The sequence below is a fragment of the Salinimonas profundi genome (assembly GCF_014750655.1).
GTDB classification, from domain to species: Bacteria; Pseudomonadota; Gammaproteobacteria; order Enterobacterales; family Alteromonadaceae; genus Alteromonas; species Alteromonas profundi_A.
Genome location: NZ_JABBXD010000002.1, coordinates 615,659 through 637,313, shown reverse-complemented (window position 1 = coordinate 637,313; position 21,655 = coordinate 615,659). Strand labels below are relative to the sequence as shown.

18 protein-coding genes are annotated in these 21,655 nt (G+C 46.7%); 9 read left to right on the top strand and 9 right to left on the bottom strand.

Features of this window, described 5'->3' with window-relative positions; all coding sequences use genetic code 11:
• Positions 1-185 precede the first annotated feature (185 nt).
• Both HHX48_RS07325 and HHX48_RS07320 read left to right on the top strand, forming a co-directional pair.
• A complete protein-coding gene (locus HHX48_RS07325; protein WP_191023649.1) occupies positions 186-365 on the top strand; it encodes a hypothetical protein in 180 nt (59 codons plus the stop codon).
• A gap of 150 nt (positions 366-515) precedes the next feature.
• Complete coding sequence (locus HHX48_RS07320; RefSeq protein ID WP_191023647.1) at positions 516-1,073, top strand: recombinase family protein; 558 nt, start codon at positions 516-518, stop codon at positions 1,071-1,073.
• Between the two features lie 66 nt (positions 1,074-1,139).
• Here HHX48_RS07320 and HHX48_RS07315 read toward each other — a convergent pair whose 3' ends face one another.
• From HHX48_RS07315 to HHX48_RS07290, 6 genes are all read right to left on the bottom strand, one after another.
• Positions 1,140-2,345, bottom strand: coding sequence for a hypothetical protein (locus tag HHX48_RS07315; RefSeq protein WP_191023645.1), 1,206 nt, complete (start codon positions 2,343-2,345; stop codon positions 1,140-1,142).
• A gap of 239 nt (positions 2,346-2,584) precedes the next feature.
• Positions 2,585-3,313, bottom strand: a complete 729-nt coding sequence (locus HHX48_RS07310; protein ID WP_191023643.1) for a SapC family protein — start codon at positions 3,311-3,313, stop codon at positions 2,585-2,587.
• 153 nt (positions 3,314-3,466) lie between these two features.
• Positions 3,467-4,861 carry an O-antigen ligase family protein gene (locus tag HHX48_RS07305; protein WP_191023641.1) on the bottom strand — a complete coding sequence of 465 codons (1,395 nt, stop codon included), beginning with the start codon at positions 4,859-4,861 and terminating at the stop codon, positions 3,467-3,469.
• Positions 4,845-5,597, bottom strand: coding sequence for a hypothetical protein (locus HHX48_RS07300; RefSeq protein WP_191023639.1), 753 nt, complete (start codon positions 5,595-5,597; stop codon positions 4,845-4,847). The genes HHX48_RS07305 and HHX48_RS07300 overlap by 17 nt, the downstream gene beginning before the upstream one ends.
• Positions 5,598-5,697: 100 nt before the next feature.
• A complete protein-coding gene (locus HHX48_RS07295; protein ID WP_191023637.1) occupies positions 5,698-8,535 on the bottom strand; it encodes a hybrid sensor histidine kinase/response regulator in 2,838 nt (945 codons plus the stop codon).
• 3 nt (positions 8,536-8,538) lie between these two features.
• Positions 8,539-9,729 carry an ABC transporter substrate-binding protein gene (locus HHX48_RS07290; protein WP_191023635.1) on the bottom strand — a complete coding sequence of 397 codons (1,191 nt, stop codon included), beginning with the start codon at positions 9,727-9,729 and terminating at the stop codon, positions 8,539-8,541.
• A gap of 182 nt (positions 9,730-9,911) precedes the next feature.
• Here HHX48_RS07290 and HHX48_RS07285 point away from each other — a divergent pair, with 182 nt between their 5' ends.
• Both HHX48_RS07285 and HHX48_RS07280 read left to right on the top strand, forming a co-directional pair.
• Positions 9,912-10,406 carry a 3'-5' exonuclease gene (locus tag HHX48_RS07285; RefSeq protein ID WP_191023633.1) on the top strand — a complete coding sequence of 165 codons (495 nt, stop codon included), beginning with the start codon at positions 9,912-9,914 and terminating at the stop codon, positions 10,404-10,406.
• Between the two features lie 33 nt (positions 10,407-10,439).
• Positions 10,440-11,147, top strand: coding sequence for an aspartate/glutamate racemase family protein (locus tag HHX48_RS07280; RefSeq protein WP_223858098.1), 708 nt, complete (start codon positions 10,440-10,442; stop codon positions 11,145-11,147).
• Between the two features lie 20 nt (positions 11,148-11,167).
• Here the strand turns inward: HHX48_RS07280 and HHX48_RS07275 are convergent, their stop codons facing one another.
• Positions 11,168-11,668: a hypothetical protein gene (locus HHX48_RS07275; RefSeq protein ID WP_191023630.1), complete on the bottom strand. Its 501-nt coding sequence runs from the start codon at positions 11,666-11,668 to the stop codon at positions 11,168-11,170.
• A 282-nt stretch (positions 11,669-11,950) separates the two neighbouring features.
• Positions 11,951-13,096, bottom strand: a complete 1,146-nt coding sequence (metK, locus tag HHX48_RS07270; protein ID WP_191023628.1) for a methionine adenosyltransferase — start codon at positions 13,094-13,096, stop codon at positions 11,951-11,953.
• A 304-nt stretch (positions 13,097-13,400) separates the two neighbouring features.
• Here metK and tkt point away from each other — a divergent pair, with 304 nt between their 5' ends.
• The 5 genes from tkt (at position 13,401) to HHX48_RS19040 (ending at position 20,158) form a co-directional block, all read left to right on the top strand.
• Complete coding sequence (tkt, locus tag HHX48_RS07265; protein ID WP_191023626.1) at positions 13,401-15,395, top strand: transketolase; 1,995 nt, start codon at positions 13,401-13,403, stop codon at positions 15,393-15,395.
• A gap of 12 nt (positions 15,396-15,407) precedes the next feature.
• Positions 15,408-16,427, top strand: a complete 1,020-nt coding sequence (gene epd, locus HHX48_RS07260) for an erythrose-4-phosphate dehydrogenase (protein WP_191023625.1) — start codon at positions 15,408-15,410, stop codon at positions 16,425-16,427.
• Between the two features lie 52 nt (positions 16,428-16,479).
• Entirely contained in the window at positions 16,480-17,655 is a 1,176-nt protein-coding gene (locus HHX48_RS07255) for a phosphoglycerate kinase (RefSeq protein ID WP_191023624.1), read from the top strand.
• A gap of 112 nt (positions 17,656-17,767) precedes the next feature.
• Positions 17,768-18,667: a fructose bisphosphate aldolase gene (locus HHX48_RS07250; RefSeq protein WP_191023623.1), complete on the top strand. Its 900-nt coding sequence runs from the start codon at positions 17,768-17,770 to the stop codon at positions 18,665-18,667.
• 291 nt (positions 18,668-18,958) lie between these two features.
• Entirely contained in the window at positions 18,959-20,158 is a 1,200-nt protein-coding gene (locus tag HHX48_RS19040; protein ID WP_191023622.1) for a GGDEF domain-containing protein, read from the top strand.
• Here HHX48_RS19040 and ppx read toward each other — a convergent pair.
• Entirely contained in the window at positions 20,119-21,648 is a 1,530-nt protein-coding gene (gene ppx / locus HHX48_RS07240; protein WP_191023621.1) for an exopolyphosphatase, read from the bottom strand. The two genes, HHX48_RS19040 and ppx, sit on opposite strands and share 40 nt — an antisense overlap.
• Positions 21,649-21,655 lie beyond the last annotated feature (7 nt).

The window sequence follows — 21,655 nt, the reverse complement described above, 5'->3', positions numbered from 1 at the left end:
TGGGTGTTCTCCTTTGTGGAAGAACACCATGCAGTAGCTATGTCAGGTTTTGAATGTGGGGATTACCGGACGCTTACAATAAACCTAGTTTAAGTCTAATTAAACCTGCCTTTTAGTACAGTTAATCTAGGTTTAATTAGGTATTAGTATACCCATCATCGTCAGATGACAAGTGGATAAAGCAAATGGAAGATGTACCTGCCTTAAGCATAGAAAAAGTAACTATGGAGCAGGCAGAGGTATTATTGTCAAACCTATTAGCTCTCGCCGATAGAGAGGAGGAGAAATTCCTGATTCCCTTCTTCGGTATAGTCGTAACATTGGAAGCTATAAAAAATTTACTAGCATCAAAAGGGTTTCAATAGGCATCTTTTTTTATTCCTAACAGGACATCTTAGTCATATGTACGAAATATATATCTGTTAATCGTACATGTCCTAAATTAAAATTTGTATATTTAGTACATGTGAGCGATACTCTGTCCGAATATCTTAAATTTCGTACAGGGTAGGTAAATGGAATACATCGGATATGCAAGAGTATCAACAGTAGGGCAAGACTTAGATAATCAGATCGCAGCATTAAGAGATGCTAAGTGTAATAAGATCTTTCACGGTAAACAGTCTGGGGCTTCAGAACAGAATGAACAGAAGCTGAAGGAGCTGGTGGATTATGTAAGGGATGGTGATATTGTTGTTGTTACTAAACTAGATAGGTTAGGGCGTAGTCTTAAAGCAATATTGGAAACCATTCAATCGCTTAAAGATAAAGGGGCAACCTTTAAAACCCTAGATGGGTCAATTGATACTACAAATGATTCTCCGTTCGCTACAGCACAGCTTTCCCTTATTGGTGTCTTTGCTCAACTTGAAAGAGATCTCATCGCACAGCGTACTACAGAGGGCAGAATAGCTGCTCAGTGTAAGGGAGTTAAGTTTGGTAGAAAATCAGCCCTTACTGAACATCAAAGGAAGGCAGTAAAGGCTGCAATTGAAGATGGACAAAGTATATCCAGTCTAGCTAGAAAGTTCGAAGTAAGTCGCCAGACTATTATGAGGGTAAGAAGCTCTTGATATTTTAAATTTATAAGCATCTTTCATCTATACAACTCTGTCTGCTTAACACTTACACACTAAATTTTAATGTTTTCTTTTAATTTCTGAAACGTCAGCGTTCGGTATGAGAGTGAAGGATTGATCTTTGTTTCTTATAATTACATATTTTTCAGTTGATTTTATTAGGTCGTAATACTTATTGTTGGATTTTCTTTTTATCTCAAAGCGAGAGTTACTGCTTTCCCTTACTATTCTTTTTATTTCGTATTGAGTCTTATTGTAAGTTGCAGATATAAATAAAATTAGAGTTAAGAATAGCATGTACGCTCTTCTTGGTTTCTCGAAGAAGTGAAACGGTGCTTTTTTCAAAAAGTATATTACAACTAATGTTATATTCAAAGGGAGTAATGTATCTAATGCGGTTTGAGCTTTTTCTAAGTCATGAAATAAAAGAAGCAGCGCACTACTATTTAAAAATATAATTACACTCGCAACAAGGCTTAACTCATTTTTTTGTTTGTCGCTTGTAAGTCCGAATGTTTCTTCTTTGATTTCGTTAGTTATCAGATTTTTTAACATCAAAATTATAAATATAGCTGATATTAAAAGTGAAAAGAATAAATAAATTATAAATGTAAAGCTGCTATATATATAATCTGACGGAGTTAATATGCCTTCGATAGGCAGATTTAGTGAGGAGAATAGTTCTTTATTGTAGTATAGGCTTGATGCGAGAATTAAAATAGTTGATACAGAGCTTACTAATGCTAAGTTTACTTTAGGTAACTTAATATTGCCATAGCGACTTATAGCTTCTTCTCTTACCTTTGTATCCCTGTGTTTTTTTATTTTTTTATTAATTCTTTTTTTTGTCTCTTTGCTACTTTCTCTTAAAGGTAGAGTCTGGTCCTTTTTCTTAGCTATCGATTTTGACTTCCTGTACTTCTTTAATAGGTATCTAATGGAGAAGATTGGTGTTCTTCCACCTAAGTCATTTAAGAGATATTGATAAAACGTTTTTTCTTTACATGCAATAAGAGAGTATATATACCCGTCAGATTTTAGCCAAGAAACAAGAGAGCTAGATTTAAAGTCAAGATTTTCTGTTTCTTCATTTCCTAGTTCTTTGTCAATAAAGTTAAATGCTTCGAGGCCTCTGGAATAATTTATATCAAAGTCGCTTTCTTTATCAAAGACTATGAGAGCCATGTAGTAGCAATAAAGGATGCAGTTTTGACGAGCTTCTTTTGCTATATTCTTATATTTCCTGTTGAATAATTTAATTAACATTTCCATATGCAGTTGAAATATTTTTGAGCTAATCCCAATAAAAGGTATTTTACTTAAATCAAGTAAGGTGGAGAAGACAGTTTACTTAGTAGTGAAAGAATGTATAGGTGTTACACAGATTGTCACACTCAGTTCTTGTAGAGAGCATACATGAAGCGGTAAGATTGAGCCATAGGATCAAACAACCCGGCTTACCGGCCGACTCCCACTCATTTTAATAAGCGGCAGTGCCGCTTATTTTACCCACCTTTGTTTTCAGAGAGTGTTTTGTTCTTGCGCTCAATCAGTGAATAGATATGCGCATGTGACGCCAGCATGGTATAGGCTGGCGCCAGAAACCCGCGCTCATGCAAAATCGCAACAGTTTCACCATACAGCCCCGCCAGTCGGTCCTCATCAATGGTATAAATGCCTTCTACCTTTTTCGATGAGCCATCAATAAAGGCAATATCCAGCGCGATAGGCGTTAATAACTCAAGCTCAACCAGTGCCTTGATAAACGCTTTGGTCTGCTGCTCACCTTCTAATAATAGTGCCAGCAATTCCTGCTTATCAGCCATGAGTGGCGTGGGTTTTCCATCTTCATTAAACAGGGGTTCGCCCTCACTGTCGCTGACCACATCGCTTTGGGTGTCCACGCACACCAGGTGATGATCACCGTCTTCATCGTGTTGCTGGCCGATATAAAAAGGGCGACGCTGAATTTGGGCAGGAATATACAGCCCTTCCCAGCGGCCATCGCGCCAATACAGATTTTCACCTTTTTCAAAACCCATCAGTGCGGAACACACAAACTGCCCTGAGTCAGGATCTTTGGTAAAGACGATTGGGTATTGCACAATCAAATCACTGAATTCACTGAGCACTACTGAGATAGTTTGATTCTGACTACCCGTCTGCGCCACTTTGTCCGTTATGACCTTAAGGTTCTGGTGCTGATGAGGATTGAGTGCAACAAAGTGTGACATCTTACTCTCCTGTTAAGCCTGATTTCTCTGGGCAAAAATAGAAATGATTGAATATGGGCTTACATACGGGCAAACGGGTACTTAATGTTCAAGTGATGGTGAAAAAAGTGTTAATTGTCACATGCCTGGGTGCAGTTCAGGGAGCAGGACGTATTACGCGCGGGTAGTGAAAGCCTGCTCGCTAAGAGACTGACTGGACAGTCGCCAGCCGATACTCAGTAGCAAAATAAAGGTAACAGGAAGGATAAACACACCGGCATTCACATCAAATGTGGCCTGAAAGAGGTATGCAAGTATGGCGGTTTGAGTGCCAATAAGCAGGCCAGCGTCGGATGCACATAATGACGTGCGCATCAGCGTAAAGCACATGAGTGCCAGTGGCATGGCTAACAAGATAAAACCAATCACACCCTGGGTAGCCAATGTTTCCAGATAATCATTGTGCGCACGTTTAGACATTTGGGAGTTCCCCAGCAATAACGGCTTGTACTGATGTTGTACGTACGGGTAGGTACCAGGGCCGGTACCCATCACAGGATAATCTGAAAAAACGTCAATGGCAGTCTGGCGCAGCATCGCGCGACCATTATCTTCCATTTTCTGACTGGTAAATCGATCGTAAATAGAAGATTGCGTAAAGCCAGCGCCTAGCACGGCCAGCGCTAACGCCGCTGATATCAATATTTTTTTGCTGAGAAGTCGTGTTGCCAGAAAGCGGTTTCTGGCGATAAGCAGTGACATCGTTACGAAGGAGGATAATATTATCGCCAGAAGCGCACCGCGTGAGCTGGTATTTAGCAACGTGACAATTAACAAAATAAACGCAACGACAAGCCAGGCTGTCCGTGCGGATAACCATCGCCCCGTAGCACGTCGCTGGCAGATAACGGTGTCTGCGATCAATCCTGCGACAACACAAATTGCCATAACCAGATACATCGCATACTGATTTTTATAACTGAACGTGCCTCTGATCCCTTCGTGCCAACTGAAATCCCACGGTGGAATAGCCGAAACCAGTTCAAATTCACCGCCGGTAATATAATTCACCTGGGAATAAATGGCGGTGGTTGCTGCACCCGTTACCAAAACCAGCGCCAGTTGGCGTAACTTCTTAATACTATTAAACAGCGTTATTACAATAATAAACAACGCAACCAGTGCCCCATACTTTAACAGCTCAATCAGAGAAGCTTGTCGGTACACCGATAAGTAACCGGCACTGGCCTTATCTACCTGAGTATGCCAATCGAACGTTGCCGGGCTGATGAACTGAATCACCCCCGCAGGAAGCGGGATGAGGTACAGCGTGCAGTAAGCCAGCCACAGGGCAAACAGACAGATAACAGGCATCGCCTGATTTAGTGAAACCAGGGGGATATGGCGCGAGGTCAGGATGAACAATAAAACAATGAATATACCTGCTGCAGTAAACAGCTGCTCCCACGCTTGCTCGGCACCGTGCAGCCACGGCGCTATAATAAGCAGAGCGTAGAGAAAAAATCGCGCAAGAGTATCAACAGGATGTTGGTTACTGGTAAGTGGCATTTGCCGCTTCGGCCTCCAGCATACGTAACTTCGCGGACGTTTCCTTATTAGGCGAGCAGCAGCTAAAAGGCGCTGCAATTTTGTAGCGGCGCATCGCCGATAACATTTGTTCTCTGGTTTCAGGTTCACGTAAGGCGCTGGTCATCAGCTTTTCGCCACTTTCTTTAAGCTTTGGAGGAAGTGTATACCAGCGCTTAATCAGAATGGGCCCCACTAACTGCTGCACATTTTTTTCGTATGGCGCAAGTTGTAGTAAGGTCGACATCGCCGCAAACGTATCCTTATCACTTTGGGATAAATAATCATCTAAAAACACCTGTAATGCCAACGCCTCGAAATGGCTGGGCTGCATCAGACGAGCGTCAGATATCGCTTTGCGGGCGGCTTCAAAATAAACGTCACTGGTTTCTGTTTGCGCGCGAACAATATAAAGCTTTGCCAGCGCTATTTTCACTGAAGCATCATCAAGCAGCGCAATATCCACACTTTCCAAATTTTTTTGTACCGATTGCAATTCACCGGCATCAGGTAAACTTTCGCCACTAAACCAGGATTCAACCTGCGCAGCAGAACGTGAGGCGGTAAAATAAGCTGTACCCGATTGCAAACAGATAAACCCCATTACCACAGCTATCAAAAGTGCGGCAATACGCAGAATATGCTCACTATTTGCCAGTTGTACCGCCTGTCGCTGGCCGGTCTTGACGGTCTGTTTGTCGGATGAGGAAGATGTCATGATCAGATTGGTTACCCGGATACATCATAAATAATATTCACATTACTAAGTGAAAGTTTAAGCGAATAGTGTGCCAGTAAAAGAAGTTTGTTCAGATTTCTCAGGCTGATATACGTCCCAACACCCTGGCCAGATCCTCAGCGGTAAACGGTTTGGAAATATAATCGGTCATGCCTGCTTCAAAACAGGCTTCTTTATCGCCTTTCATGGCGTTAGCGGTAAGCGCGATAACCGGCACAGTCTGATGTGTCTGACCGGCCTCTCCAGCGCGAATGCGCCGGGTGGCCTCGTAGCCATCCATTACAGGCATCTGACAATCCATCAGAACCAGATCAAATGGCGTTTTCACGTGTCTAAGCGCAGCCAACGCTGCTTCACCGGTTTCTGCCATCATCAGTTTATGGTTTTTTAAATTTTCTTTGGCAATGATTTGATTAATTTTATTATCTTCCACCAACAGAATGCGCAGCGACTGTGGTACTGAATCAATGGGGGCGGCGGCAGAATCGATTGCTTCAGCGGCCGGTAGCTCGTTAGCTGGCAAAAGATGAATCGTGAACTGGAACGTACTCCCCGTGCCCTTTTGACTATCGACCTCAATATCACCACCAAGTAACTGACATAGCTGGCGGGTGATGGCCAATCCCAGGCCGGTCCCACCGAACCGACGGGTGGTTGTGCTATCTTCCTGAGTGAATACTTCAAAAATCGATTCACATTTGTCTTTATCAATACCAATCCCTGAATCCGTTACACGCCCGGTCAGCGTGAGCTGGTGTTGGTTTTTATCTAACAGGAACTGCAATTTAATATGACCGCTTTCGGTAAACTTAACGGCATTGCTTAAAAGGTTACCCAGAATTTGACGCAAACGCACAGGGTCACCACAGACCATGGTTGCATCATTAAATGCTGTAGTGGTATGGAGGGTAACAGATTTTTTTTCACACTCTGGCTCATACTGCGCAGTTATTGTTTTAATAAGCAGAGGCAAATTGAAGTTAATACGTTCAATGTTCAGCTGACCCGCCTCAATCTTTGAAAAGTCGAGGATATCATCAACAATATGCTGAAGGTTTTGCAGGCTTTGGCGCGCCAGCGACAAATAGTACTGCTGCCTTTCGTCCAGCGGGGTGTTATCAATAAGCTGTAATGTACCAGAAACCCCGTGCAATGGCGTTCTGACTTCATGACTCATACTCGCCAGGAAGCTGGACTTCAAACGGGCTGACTCTTCAGCTTTGGCTTTTGCGTCGATCAGATAACGACGGGTTTGCTCCTGCTCAGTGATATCCTGACAAAACGCAACATAGTGGGTGACCGTTTTGTTGTATCTGACCGGCGTCAGTATCAGACGGGTGTGAAAAACACTGCCGTTTTGTTTATGCAGTACAATAGTTTCATCTACCGATTCGCCTGACTGTATCTGGGTATTGATGATTTCAATTTTTTGCAGCTCAGTCTGTTGTCCGGTAAGCGTGACCAGCGGTTTGCCTTTTACATCGTCCAGGGCGTAACCGGTGAGACGGGTGAAATACTCATTGACGTAGATAATGGAAAGGCGGCTTTCTGTAAACTCGGCTATACCGATGGCCACCGTAGCACTTTGCATCGCATGGCTCATCAGCCTGTTCATGCTTTCAAGCTTGCGTCTTTCTGTGACATTGTTACCAATCAGAATGCTGCCGATAATATTCTTATTCTGATCGCTAAACGGCAACAGCTCCCACTTTATCGTGACTTCCTGATGATATTTATTTACATACGACTTATCGATAGTACTGCTGCTTTCGCTGACCTCATTTTTTAAGCTGCTCAGCATGCGGTGATCGAAACCGAGCGTATGGGCACTATCGCTGTAGGGACGGTTGGCCATCAGGACATTGTCATTATTATCCAGAACGACCAGTAACTCCTCCAGAGAATCAATAACATTGGCAAACTGCCGGTTAGAAAGCGATATTGAAAGCAGGTTATCTTTCAACTCATCAAATGCATCACGGATAAGCGCGAGCTCGGCGGCTTCGTCGGGAGGCGCCACTGAGCGCGATGGCGTTTGGTTATACATGCTTTCAGCAATAGAGTTATGCAGTGACGAGAGGGTTTCTCCGGCAAGACTTGCCGAACGTCTGACGGCATAAACACTGATCAACACCGTGGCAATAATACAGCACAATAGCAATGACAATAACCAGAACAGCGATTGATAAACGGTGCTCAGCGGAGCCAGACTGTGTACGTTAAGGGTATTCCAATGCAGAGTCTGGCTGATCCAGTTAGCAAACTGACTATCGGAAAATGACTGACCGCGGGCAACCACTGTATCGTCACTGCTGTACAACACGACATTGTCGTTATCAGTGATTATCTGTACCGCTGTATTTTCCCGGGGATAAATCAAATCCTCAATGCGATCAACATATAACACCAGCGCCCCTTCGACACTGTCACCCAGCCTGACGGGGACCGCCAGCATCACGCCATCAGCAGTGACTTCTACTGTCTTTGAGCCCGCTTCGAGTGTGCGTGACTGCCACTGCTGCACAAAATCATCAGGCAGCGCAGAATTCCAGTTTTTTGTAATAATCGGCTGCGCGGCAAAATCATATAGTGCAAGCCTGAAGGCGTCGGAACGGGTTAGTCGTAATGTACGAAAGAAAAGCGGCAGATAGGTATCACGCTGCTCATAATCAATAAAGCTGTTCACGATGATGTCATTGTCTGCAACGCTTTGTAACAGGCGCAGCGCATCCTGCAAGCTGATTTGAATGTCATCCTGAAGAATTTTTGCGTGGTGCATTTGCCGGTCAGCAACCTGCTCCTGTGCGAAATACAACACGGCACCACAAATCAAAATGCTTACAACAAACAAGGCAGCAAGCAGCCGGGGAAAAAGAACCCGCTGAAGTTTTCCGGCCAGAGAGACGGGGTGTGACATCAGCTATCTCGTATAGGGAATAAGATTTCCCATGTTATCAAAACGTGACATAAAGTAATCATCCGACCATAGTGCATCATGTCGCGTGGAACTAAAAGCCGGACTATAGCGTTTTACTGCGCCCTGAATAGCAGGCAGGTTTTCCAGTGCATCGCGCACAACGTCAGTATTTTTACACTCAGCGCTCTTTACCGCGGTGGCCAGCAAGTGTACTAAATCGTAGGCATGGGCCAGGCCCACCACAGCCGGAACAGACTCAGGAGAAATAGCATTATCGTATCGGTTTTTGTACTGCGTGAATAAAGATTGCGCCTCAGGGTTGGATTGATGCAAAAAGCTGAATGTCTGAATTACACTGATATCCATTGTCGCCAGGACAGGAAGTGAAAGCATTGATACAAAGTCCCCGCCAGCCAGGCCCCAATGGGCAATAATTGGCATTGGCCCGGGAAATTGTTTTTTAACGGCGCGTGCGACTACCGCCGATTCTGGAGCATTAGCCACCAGAATAATAGCTTGTGCGTTGGTGTCAGCAATGGCGCCAGCATCCTGAGCAAATGTTGACTGCTGCCAGTTTATCCAGGTCACTTTAACAATGTCGATATCCAGTTTTGCGGCCGCCTCATGCAGTGAATCATGATTGGAGCGCCCCCAGCCTGTTCGCTCCAGCACTAATGCTACACGATGGAGTCCGCGGGATTTGGCATGCTGAAGTAATACACTGGCTGCCTCGCTGTCACGAATCGACACCCTGAAAACATTGTTGGGGGCATAGCCGTTATCAACAACTGGCGTGCCCGCCGCCCACGCGCCCAGATAAAGCAGATTATGCTTGTGTATTGCATCGAGCTGGGCCATAGCGACTGGCGTGTGTACACCGCCGATGACGGCTAGCAGATTTTCCGTCTCAGCCAATTGATTAATATTTGCGATACCACGGCCTGGATTGCCCCTGTGGTCAGAGCGAACCAGCTTGAGCGGATGGCCCAACAATCCGCCTTGTTCATTAATATTTTCCACCGCCAACCGGGCGCCACGATAAATCGCTTCACCGCCTTCTGCGGCTACAGTGCTGAAATCTGCGTCGACGGCGATAACCAGTGGTGCGTTTGATGGCGTCGCTGACTGCACCGATCCCACTACATAAAAAGACAGTAATAAGCAGATGAGAAACAAATAATTACGGACAGCCATCAATATAAATCTTTCAGACAAATAAGTTAGGTAGTAGAAGCATAGCGTCTTATTTGTGCGAGGCAATTATACTTATGGTGTGAATTTTTTTTAATATAACACTTTGATGCTTGAGATCTTAATGTCCGATCACGCCGCAGTGTGTGAATTTTTCAGTGAAAGCGCCAGGAGAATACGCACATATGTCGCAGTTACCCCCGACAATTATCGATATAGAGGCATCCGGATTTGGTGCGAAAAGCTATCCGGTTGAGGTAGGCGTCATTCGTGCGGACGGTGAGCGCTTCTGCAGTTTAATTAAACCCGCTGACGACTGGCATCACTGGGATGAGCAGGCACAGCAGCTTCACGGTATCAGTCGGGACGATCTATATACCTATGGTCAGGCGGCCACTGAGGTTTGTCAAAAGCTTAACGATTTTATTGATACGCCGATCGTATACTGTGATGGTTGGGTGGTAGACTATCCCTGGCTGATTAAGTTGTTTGATGCTGCAGGCGTGTCGATGAACTTCAGAGTATCGTCACTGGATTTTTTGCTCAAAGAGCAGCAAATGGATGTATGGGACAAAGTAAAAGAGCAACTGCTGACACAGTTCAATGACCGGCGTCATCGCGCCAGCTCTGATGCTGAGCTTATTCAGCTGACGTATATGCAGTCATTAAGTCATCGTTAACCCAAGGTTTTGACAACATCATCCATGACAGCAATGAAGCAACAACGTGTAGGGATAATTGGCGGGATGAGCTGGGAGTCCACCCTGCTTTACTATAAAAAAGCCAACCAGCAGATCGCTACGCGGCTGGGCGGTATGCACAGTGCTGACTTACTGATTCATAGCCTTGATTTTGCAAGTATTTGCGACTGGCAGCATCGCGGGCAGTGGGACAAGCTGGATAGGCTCATGGCTGATACCGCCTGTCGGCTGGAAGCTGCCGGCGCCTCAGCTGTCGCTATTGCCACCAATACCATGCATCGCTGTGCACCCGCGGTTACCTCAGCCATTTCTGTTCCTCTTATTAATCTGATATCAAATACTGCCAGTGCCTGCATAAACGCAAAGCATAAGCATGTTGGCCTGCTGGGGACCCGCTTTACAATGGAAGCGGATTTTTATCGTGGCGAATTGCAGAACAGGGGGCTAACGGTAACGGTGCCGGCAAAAAATGAGCGCGAGGACATTCACAGAATCATTTACGATGAGCTTTGTCAGGGGCAAGTTACCTCTATGGCAAAACAGCGCTTTTTAGCGATTATGCATTCGCTGGCCGCACAGGGAGTGACAGGATTCATCCTTGGCTGCACCGAAATTGGTTTGCTTATAAACAGTGATGATGTGCCTTTCAGGCTGTTTGATACCACCGATATTCACGTCGAGGCAATTGTCGGGCATTTAATCTCTTCATCAGGCAGTTAGAAACAAACGGCGGGTAAAGATTAAAAATGATACTTTACGCCCAGCTCAATACTTGAGATATCCAGCTCACCGACTGCGCGATACTCATATTCAACCGCCATATTGAAGCGGTTAGCATCACCCAGTTCCCAACCCAGACTTGCCGCCACACCGGCATTATCGGGGATGTAAACCTGTTGAACGGACTGGTAGTTTTGATTGTTACTGGTTTGCAGTGCAGCGAAAACACGCTGTGATTTTGCTGTAGGTAGCGCACGTCTTGCCAGTAGTCTTATTGAGTCTACTGGCCGATATGTTTCAATCGCGTCAATCCACAGGGGGTGATAAGGCATTTCGCGCTCGTATTTCAGCCCGAATGACCAGTTCGGCAAGCGATAATTTCTGTAGTATACATCCGCCTGATATTCCTGCTTCACAATATCTACCTGCGAAGATAACGGCTTGAAATTAAAGCCTTCTTCAGCAATAGCCGATGTACTTAAAGCGCTTGCTAGAGCAAATAAAAGATATTTACCTTTCATAAAGCGACATCCGAACGTTGAGTAAATGCCCTGACCGCATAATACGGCGTGTCTTTTTATAATAATGTGATACCCCAGATTCGCGAGGAAGTGGCGGTATATATTTTTATCATTTAGTACAAATTTCCTACGTTGAAATTTATTTAAGTGATCGTTTTTTCATCACTTTAAAGTTTAACAATTGAACAGTGCAGTGACAACGGGGGGCAGGGGGAAGGATAAAGAGGTGGTTGATGTGCAAACAAAAATACCGGCTCAGAATGCTGAGCCGGCAGCGTAATATTACAGGGCTGCTTTGAGTGCCTCTGCTTTATCTGTATTTTCCCAGGGAAAAGCATCACGACCGAAATGACCGTAAGCAGCAGTCTGACGAAAAATAGGGCGCTCTAAGTCCAGCATCTTAATAAGACCATAAGGGCGTAAGTCAAAATGCTCGCGCACCAGCGCCACCAGCGTCTGTTCATCCACTTTACCGGTACCGAAGGTTTCAATGCTGATGGATGTCGGCTCGGCGACACCTATGGCATAGGAGATTTGAATCTCGCACCGATCCGCCAGTCCCGCAGCCACAATATTTTTGGCTACGTAGCGTCCGGCATAGGCGGCAGAGCGGTCAACTTTGGACGGATCTTTACCTGAGAAAGCACCGCCGCCGTGACGCGCCATGCCGCCGTAAGTATCTACAATAATTTTGCGCCCCGTCAGGCCGCAGTCACCCATTGGTCCACCGATGACAAAACGGCCGGTGGGATTAATGTGAAAGCGGGTACGGTCAGTAAGCCACTGCTCTGGCAGCACTGGTTTGATGATTTCTTCCATCACCGCTTCGCGAACCTGTTCAGTGGTGACGCTATCGCAATGCTGGGTGGACAATACCACCGCATCAACGCCGACAGGTTGATTATTTTCGTAAACAAAGGTCACCTGACTTTTGGCATCCGGACGCAGAAAATCCAGTTTTCCTGACTTACGTACCTCGGCCTGTTTTTGTACTAATCGGTGTGCGTAGGTAATTGGCGCAGGCATTAGAACGTCAGTTTCGTTACTGGCATAACCAAACATCAGACCCTGATCACCGGCTCCCTGTTCTTCCGGAGCAGCGCGATCTACACCCTGATTAATATCCGGGGATTGCTTACCTATCGCATTGAGTATGGCACACGAGTCAGCATCGAAGCCCATATCAGAATGTGTATAGCCAATATCTTTGACGGTCTGACGGGTCAGTTCTTCAATATCAACCCATGCTGAGGTGGTAATTTCACCACCCACCAGTACCATGCCGGTTTTTACATAAGTTTCGCAGGCAACCCGCGCACGCGGATCCTGCTCTAAGATTGCATCTAGAACGGCATCAGAGATTTGATCTGCAATTTTATCCGGGTGGCCTTCTGAGACCGATTCGGAGGTAAATAACTGCGTTGCCATAACGTCTCCGTAAAATGTGACACTTTAAAGGTGTGGATTGTACGCGATTCAGTATAAATTACCAGTCTCTACTTCTGGACGTCTAAAAGTCCATTTGTTACGTTTGGTTGACATCTGTGATGTTTTTTATTCAATCGCTTATCAAATTTGCATAAACCAGCCTGCCTTAACGAAACACATTGCAGTGGGCAGGTGGTTAGGTAAAAATAGTTTTACTGTTAAAACAGCGGTCACAACATTTCTGTGAGCTAAAAAATACTGCTTACGTATGTTTTTGTCCGTAGGAACAAAATCAGGAGATAACATGCCCACTCGTCGAGAACTCGCCAATGCTGTTCGTGCCCTTAGTATGGACGCGGTACAAAAAGCTAAATCAGGCCACCCCGGTGCGCCTATGGGAATGGCCGATATTGCGCAGGTTCTGTGGTGTGATTACATGTCGCACAATCCTACTAATCCACAATGGGCAAACCGCGACCGGTTTGTGCTGTCAAATGGTCATGGCTCAATGCTGCTGTACTCACTGCTGCATCTTACCGGCTATGATCTGCCAATCGAAGAATTGAAAAACTTCCGCCAGTTGCATTCAAAAACACCGGGCCATCCTGAATATGGCTATACACCGGGCGTTGAAACCACTACCGGTCCGCTGGGCCAGGGTCTGAGTAATGCTGTTGGTATGGCGCTGGCGGAAAAAGTACTTGCCGCTCAGTTTAACCGCGACAACCACGCCATTGTTGATCACCACACGTATACCTTTTTAGGCGATGGCTGTCTGATGGAAGGTATCTCACATGAAAGCTGTTCGCTGGCAGGCACACTCGGCCTGGGTAAGCTGATTGCCTTTTATGATGACAACGGTATCTCTATTGACGGAGAAGTTGAGGGATGGTTTACCGATGACACAGCGGCTCGCTTTAAGTCCTACAACTGGCAGGTGATTGAGCACGTTGACGGTCACGATGCTGATCAGGTCAGAAAAGCTATAGAAGAGGCGCAGGCCAATACAACGCAGCCAACACTGATTATCTGTAAAACCATTATCGGTTTTGGCTCGCCAAACAAACAAGGTAAAGAAAGCTCACACGGTGCAGCGCTGGGTGAAGATGAAATTGAACTTACCCGTAAGGAGCTGGGCTGGACTGCTCCAGCCTTTGAAGTGCCGTCAGATGTCTATGCTGAATGGGATGCCAAGGAGCGCGGACAAAAAGCCCAATCTGACTGGGAAGCCGCCTTTGCAGACTATAAGAAAGCGTACCCTGAGCTGGCCGCCGAGTTTGAACGTCGTGTGGCGAATAAAGCGCCGGAAAATTTTGTTGAAGTTGCAGATGAATACATTGCTAAGTTACAGGCAAACCCTGAAACCGTGGCAACCCGTAAGGCCTCTCAGGCAACGCTGAATGCTTACGGCCCGGTACTGCCTGAACTGCTGGGTGGTTCAGCCGATTTGGCAGCATCTAACCTGACGCTATGGGATGACAGTAAAGGCGTGGAAACCGGTGATGCCAGCGGTAACTATATTTACTACGGGGTACGCGAATTTGCCATGTCGGCCATGATGAATGGTATTAGTCTGCACGGCGGCTTTAAAGCCTATGGTGCCACGTTCCTGATGTTCATGGAGTATGCCCGTAATGCCGTACGCATGGCCGCTTTGATGAAGTCGCCGGGCATTTTTGTTTATACGCACGATTCCATCGGACTGGGCGAAGATGGCCCGACACACCAGCCTGTCGAGCAAATGGTGGCATTACGTTCTACACCGAATCTGGATAACTGGCGTCCATGTGACCAGGTCGAGTCAGCGGTCGCCTGGAAGCAGGCAATACTGCGTGAAGACGGCCCCACAACGCTGGTCTTTACCCGTCAGGGCGTACCGCAACAGGAACGTACCGCTGAGCAGGTCAAGCTGATTGAAAAAGGCGGCTACATTCTGAAAGATTGTGAAGGTACGCCGGATGTCATTCTGATTGGTACGGGCTCTGAAGTTCAACTTGCTGTTGAGGCTGCGCAAACGCTGTCTGAGCAGGGAACCAAAGTACGCGTTGTGTCGATGCCATCTACCGATGTATTTGACAGTCAGTCTGCCGAATACCGCGAAAGTGTATTACCAGCTGCGGTCAGTCGTCGGGTAGCGGTAGAGGCCCTGTCAAAAGACAGCTGGTATAAATATGTGGGTTATACCGGTGCAATTGTTGGCATGGACACCTTTGGCGAGTCTGCGCCGGCAGGTGATTTATTTGCGCACTTCAATATCACGACTGACGCAGTGGTCGATGCTGCTAAATCGCTGCTGTAGGCCGAACGGTTAATGGTAAGAGTTGCCATCAACGGCTTTGGCCGCATTGGACGCAATGTGTTACGCGCCCTGTATGAAACAGGGCGCAATCAACACATACGTGTTGTTGCAATTAATGAGATAGCCAAGCCAGAGGGCGTGGCGCATTTGTTAAAATATGATACCGCCCACGGGCGGTTTCCTTTTGATGTGGCATTGAAAAATACAACGTTACAGGTGGCAGGCGATAGCATCGCGCTTACCGCTTGTGAGAATATTGATAACTTGCCATGGAAAGAGCTGGCGGTAGACATTGTACTTGAATGTACCGGCGTGTACGCCGATCGCGAAGCCGGCCAAAAGCATATTGCAGCCGGTGCAGGTAAGGTACTTTTTTCGCAGCCCGGCAGTAATGATTTAGATAACACCATCATTTTTGGTAGTAATGAAGATACATTATTGCCAGAGCATCGTCTGGTGTCGAACGGATCATGTACGACAAATTGTATCGTGCCGGTCATTCAGGTGCTTGATAAGCACTTCGGTGTACAAAGCGGCACCATCACAACCATTCATTCTTCCATGCACGACCAGATGGTCATTGATGCTTATCATGATGACTTGCGCAGAACCCGTGCTGCCAGTCAGTCGATTATTCCGGTAGATACGCGCCTTGCCCGCGGCATCGAGCGAATTTTGCCAAAGTTTGCCGGTAAATTCGAAGCCATTGCGGTTCGTGTGCCCACTATCAACGTCACCGCAATGGATTTAAGCGTCACACTGGCGCAAGATGTGTGTATTGATCAGGTGAATGCTGTATTTAAACAGGCCAGGCAAGGTCGCTTGTCCGGTATTTTGGATTACACCGAAGAACCGCTGGTTTCGGTAGATTTTAATCACGATCCGCACTCTTGTATTGTTGATGGAACACAAACGCGTGTCAGTCACGGACAGTTAACCAAGACATTGGTCTGGTGTGACAATGAGTGGGGATTCGCTAATCGTATGATTGATACTGCTCAGGCGATGTATCATGCGGGTAGTGCAGGATAAATTTTTGTTTGCTGTGACCAAAACAGCACTCTAACGCTATTAGGGAGACGTTATGGCTATACCAACTATGCAGGATTTCTCGTTGCAGGGGCAGCGGGTGTTAATCCGTCAGGATCTCAATGTGCCGGTAAAAAACGGCGCGGTGACCTCTGATGCACGAATTAAGGCATCAATGCCGACTATTCAGAAGGCGCTGGACGCCGGCGCGGCGGTGATGGTGATGTCGCATCTGGGACGTCCCACCGAAGGTGAGCCTGAATCTGAATTCTCGCTTCAGCCGGTCGTCGATTATCTGAATGACGCGCTTGATGTTGAAGTAAGACTGGTTAAAGACTATCTCGACGGTGTGGATGTTCAGCCGGGTGAGTTGGTTATTCTTGAAAATGTCCGGTTTAACAAGGGCGAGAAAAAAGATGACGACACGCTGGCGAAGCAGTATGCGTCATTGTGCGATATCTTCGTGATGGACGCATTTGGCACCGCGCACAGAGCCCAGGCCTCTACCCATGGTGTGGCAAAGTTTGCCCCTAAAGCCTGTGCCGGGCCGCTTCTGGCAGCAGAACTTGATGCGTTGGGCAAGGCTCTGGACAACCCCAAACGCCCGATGGTGGCTATCGTCGGCGGCTCTAAAGTGTCAACTAAACTGACGGTACTCAAGTCGCTGGCAGAAAAAGTGGACCAGCTTATTGTAGGTGGCGGTATTGCAAATACTTTCATTGCGGCAAACGGACACAATGTCGGCAAGTCGCTGGTGGAAATGGATTTGGTCGATGAAGCTAAATCATTGATAAAAGATGCACAGAGCAACGGCGGTGATATCCCGGTGCCGACAGATGTCGTCGTCGGAAAGCAGTTTTCTGAGGATGAACCTGCGCATCTGAAAACCGTTGCGGAAGTGGCTGATGATGACATGATCTTTGATATTGGTCCGGAGTCCACAGATGCATTAAAAGTTATTCTTAAAAATGCGGGTACGATTGTCTGGAACGGTCCGGTTGGCGTGTTTGAGTTTGACCAGTTCGGTGCCGGAACGAAAGGTATCGCAGAAGCGATCGCCCAAAGTGATGCGTTTTCAATTGCCGGTGGTGGCGATACGCTGGCAGCAGTAGATAAATATGAAATCGCTGATAAAATATCTTACATCTCAACCGGTGGTGGAGCCTTTCTGGAGTTTCTAGAGGGTAAAACATTACCGGCAGTCGCTGTTTTAGAAGAAAAAAATCAATAAATAAAACAACGACACACAGAGATTCTGTGTTCGGCGGACAGTGACGTTCGCCGATAAAAACTATAAACCCTACACCTGCTCTTTACAGCAGTCACAATAAGGAGTGTTGCTCATGGCATCACAAGCACAGCACGCTATGCTGGATAAAATTAAAACAGCTGATGGTTTTATCGCGGCATTGGATCAAAGTGGCGGTAGTACGCCCAAAGCACTTCGTCTATATGGGATTGAAGAATCCCAGTACAGTAATGATGACGAAATGTTTGATATGGTGCATCAGATGCGTACGCGCATTATCACGAGCCAGCCTTTTAACGGCGATCGCGTTCTGGGCGCAATTCTTTTCGAAAACACGCTGGATCGTGAGATAGAGGGTAAGTCGAGTGCGCGTTATCTGTGGGAAGAAAAGCAGGTTGTGCCTTTCCTCAAAGTCGACAAAGGTCTGAATGACGAAAAAGACGGTGTTCAGACAATGAAACCTATGCCTGAACTGGTTTCATTGTTGGAAAAAGCCACCGCTCAAAATGTATTTGGTACCAAGATGCGCTCAGTGATCAAACTGGGCAATGAAGCGGGTATCAAAGAAGTGGTTAAACAGCAGTTCGAGGTAGGTCGTCAAATCATCGCCGCAGGCCTTGTTCCTATCATTGAGCCTGAAGTGGACATCAATAGTGCTGAAAAATCACAGGCTGAAACCATCCTGAAAAAGGAGATTCTAACGCAGCTGGATGCGCTGGGCGATGGTGAATATGTCATGCTGAAACTGACATTACCTGATGAAGCAAATTTTTATCAAGACCTGATTAATCACCCCAAAGTGATTAAAGTAGTCGCACTTTCCGGTGGTTACAGCCGTGAAGACGCTAATAAAAAGCTGGCTGAAAATACAGGTATGATCGCGAGTTTCTCCCGTGCTCTGACAGAAGGAATCAGCGCACAGCAGTCACAGGAAGAATTTGAAAAGTCGCTGGATGACGCTATCGAGTCGATTTATCAGGCGTCTAAACGTTAATACCCGCTAGCGTAAAGGCCGACAGGCTTTCATAAACAATCATGCGCCCGGTTTTATTGCCGGGCGTTTTTATTTTACACACCAGTGTTTGGCGTCTTCCAGCGAAGACGTTTGTATTGACGCATATTCAGGTGCTTGAGCCTGCTTACCAGCCGCTTTCATCTACGACTAATTAACAATTATTAAAAAAATTAAAGGGGTCTACACTCAGTTTATCTTATACGCTATGACTTCGTTTTTGCTGTAAGGGCATTAATGGTGTGACTCGGGCTGATAACGGATAAAGATGACGTGGAAGAGGCAATTTTAATTACAATACTGACCGCAATGGTGGGTGCCTTTGCGCTTATCGGTATTGTATTTTCTTATGCTTTGCCTTCACCCTCACAACCAGATAAAGCCAGCGCGGCATATTACGCCCGCTTATTTTTATTTTTTCTGTGGCTGGGGTTTGTATTTTTATGTCTGCGTGCGCTGGAGATGCAAGCACTGCATGTTGCAGGCTGCAATATCAGTTTCACGCTTGCCGCCTATATGGTGTATTTCACGGTTGTAAAGCGGCATGGAAATCAACCGCGCCCGTCGCATATGGCATGGATTATTGGTCACCTCGTTACTGTCCAGCTACTCTCTGTACTGGCCTTTTGGCTGGCAACACCCTTCTGGTTTTCAGACACCTTACTGGCCATCAGTGTGTTTATTCCGCAGGTCCTGGCATTGCGTGCCAAATACCGTTCAATGGACCGGCGCAACCCCGGCGATCGCGTACTGTGTCATTTGCTGTGGGTTAATATTGTTGTGTGTATGATCAGTATTCCGGTATACCTGCTGGATGCGGTCACATCGGGCGCGCAGCAAATGTTGTTGGCAATGAATGTGGTGGTGATTCTAATGCTTAATGTCATGTTGGGATTTGCGGCGTCTGTTATTCACTCGCTGGTCGTCAGACTGCGAAAACAAATCTATCAGGATCCGCTTACCAAATGTCACAACCGACACTACCTGCAGGATTATGCGTCAACATTTGTCGACACTATGCAGGTACATCGTGAAAAAGTATGTGTTCTGGTTACCGATGTCGACCATTTTAAAAGCATAAATGATCGCTATGGTCATCTCACCGGTGACAATGCACTTAATCATTTTACGTATCAACTGCAGCAAGAACTGCGTGACAGTGATGTATTGATTCGCTGGGGCGGGGAAGAGTTTCTGGTGGTATTGCCCGGCTGCACTATTGAAGATGCCGCCAAACTTGCTGAACGGCTTAGACAGCGCGTTGCTCTGCAACCCCTGGTCATCGATACCCATTCGATCGCCCTGACAGCGTCTTTTGGTCTTGCCGATGTCGCCAGAGACTGCGATTTGTTTGCCGCTATTGATCGCGCGGATTCAGCGCTTTACGACGCAAAATCTTCGGGCCGTGATAAGGTTGTTGTGTTTGATCCCAACTATCGAACAGACAAAACCATGTCGATGGCTTTCCAGTAGTCCTGTTCCTGTTCCAGATCAGCCGAAAGAATAGGGCGCTGTGAGAGCCAGTATTCGGGAAAAACCAGGGCGAGGGAGGACTTGGTCACCTCAACATCAAAATCCGGTAAAAACATTTGCTGACGTTTAATATTCAGTAGAGCAGATAAACGCAGCAGCCCGATGAGGCGGCGCACGCTTTTAACATCGTATTGGTTAAACTCGGGAATTTCAGCGGTTTTGATTTTTTTGCGATAAAAACGAACCAGTGTTGCCAGAAGTTGTTGCTGTTCCTGCGTAAAGCCCGGCATATCGACGTTAGCCAGGATGTAAGCAGAGTGACGTTGCACGCCGTGAGAGTTAATCTGTAGACCGACTTCATGCAACGTGGCCGCCCAGCTGAGCATACTGCGAAAATCACGGTGCTTTAATTTCCACACCTTGGCGCAGCGTTCAAACAGGTAGCGTGAGGTGCCCAGTACCATGTTGGCTTGTGCCGTATCAATATCGTAGCGTGTCGCCAGACTGGCAGCAGTACGACTGCGAATATCAGCATTATGCAGCTCATCTTCCATCTGATATAACACGCCTTCCCGTAGCGCCGCGGATGAATAGTGTAACCCTTTAATCTTCAGCGCTTTAAACGCACCAAGTAATATCGCCAGTCCACCGGCAATGACATTGCGCCGGTCCTCACTGATTTCCGGCATCGTGAGATTATCGATATGGCCTGCCTCGACGAATGCTTTAACCAGTGACTTCAGGCTTTTTGCGGTAACCGGAACATCATGGCCATTCGTACGCTCACGCTGGGCCAGGCTATACAGCGTTTTGATGGTGCCGGAGGTACCGATGCAACCATCCCAGCCCAGCTTTAATAATCGGGTTTGAATTGGTTCCAGTTCTTGCTGCGCGGCCGTAATGGCTTTATTGAACGCACTTTGAGTCAGCGCGCCGTCTTTGAAAAATCGCTCGGTAAATGAGACACAGCCCATTTGCAGGCTGGCACATACGGCAGGGGTGAACGCCTCGCCGATGACAAATTCTGTTGAGCCGCCACCAATATCAATGACAAGACGGCGACCCTCATTGTGACTGGTGTGTGCCACACCAGAATAAATAAGCCGAGCCTCTTCCTCGCCGGTGATGATTTCGATGGGATAGGGAAATACCGCCATCGCTTTACGAATAAACGTACGGGAATTTCTGGCCCGTCGTAATGTGTGGGTGGCGACTACCCTGACCGAATCTGGTTCAAAGCCTTTCAGGCTTTCTGCAATCACCTGAAGTGTGGCCAGTCCCCGGTCAATCGCTTCATCACTTAATGTGCCATCATCACTGAGTCCACTGGCCAGTCTGACTTTTTGCTTCACCCGGTGAAGAATTTGTACTGACCCGGCATTAATGCGGGCCACCACCAGATGAAAACTGTTGGAACCGATATCCAGGGCGGCGACTTTACTCACTTCCCGGCTCTCAACATTCACCAGTGCAGACTCTTGTTGCGTCATCTAACTA